1 protein-coding gene is annotated in these 1005 nt (G+C 64.1%); it reads right to left on the bottom strand.

All coding sequences use genetic code 11. The features are described from left to right. Nucleotides 1–1005 (bottom strand): ferritin family protein (locus AC0CYZ_RS28370; RefSeq protein WP_472221457.1); only part of this gene is annotated, 1005 nt, incomplete at both ends.

Genomic DNA, 1005 nt, shown 5'->3' with positions numbered 1-1005 from the left:
GTCGATGCGCCAGTAGTTGGCGAGCCAACCGGTGGCGAAGAACTGCGCGACCTCGTGGACGTAGCCCTTGTTCCAGATCTGGTTCCACGACTCCTCGATGAGGTCGTGGGGGATCACCAGGCCGTACTTCTCGAGCGGCAGCAGGTAGGCCCGGTAGTAGTCGTCGTAGATCCAGCGACGCCACATCTCCGCGTAGGACTCGCGGTCCTTGCGGCGGTCCTTCGTGCCGTACTCGATGAACGTACCGATCGCGGCGTCCACGACGCGGTGGTTGTTCCACCACGCGTAGCGGAGGTCGCGCTCGAGCAGCTGGCGGTTGCCCTCGTCCGACAGTGCCATGAGCAGCGTGGCGTAGCCGTTCGAGATGTGGCGCGACTCGTCCGACTGGACCGAGTGGAACACCGTCGGCAGCAGGTAGTCACCGTTGGCGGCCGCCTCGGCCGGCATGGCCACGAACAGCGTGTTCGTGAAGGCCGTCTCGGCGACGATCGTCAGGTAGATGCTGGCCGCGGTGATCGCGTCACCGGTGATGAATCCCTCGGCGAACTGACGGCCGATGGTGCCGCAGTAGTCCGAGTGGAAGTTCCGGAGGGTGTTGTTGAACCCCGCCGGGTCGATGTAGTTGTTCATGTACAGGCGCTTGAGGTTCTGCTGGATCGTCGAGTGACGCACCTCGTCGATCATCTGGATCGCCTGGCCGTTGTGCAGCTCCGGGTTGGGAACCGCCTGGAACAGCATCGGCATCGACCGCGCCGCCGAGATCTCGGGCAACGGGATGATCGACAGGAAGAGCTTCTGCCACTCCAGCCAGCGCTCCTGCACCTGCCGGAACATGTTACCGCGGATCGCGCCGTCGGAGGCCCCGTAGACGCGGTGGTCCTTCTCCTCCTGCATGGGGAAGTAGGACCGCAGGACCTGCTTGAGCGGGTCCTTCTTGGCGGCCTTGCGGAAGGTGTAGTCGGTTCCGTACTTCATGTACGGCTCGTGGTACTGCGGCTCCCAGGA

It is taken from the genome of Actinomycetospora sp., from assembly GCF_055612215.1.
The sequence above is the reverse complement of the archived record's forward strand: the minus strand, read 5'-3'. Positions and strand labels throughout refer to the sequence as shown.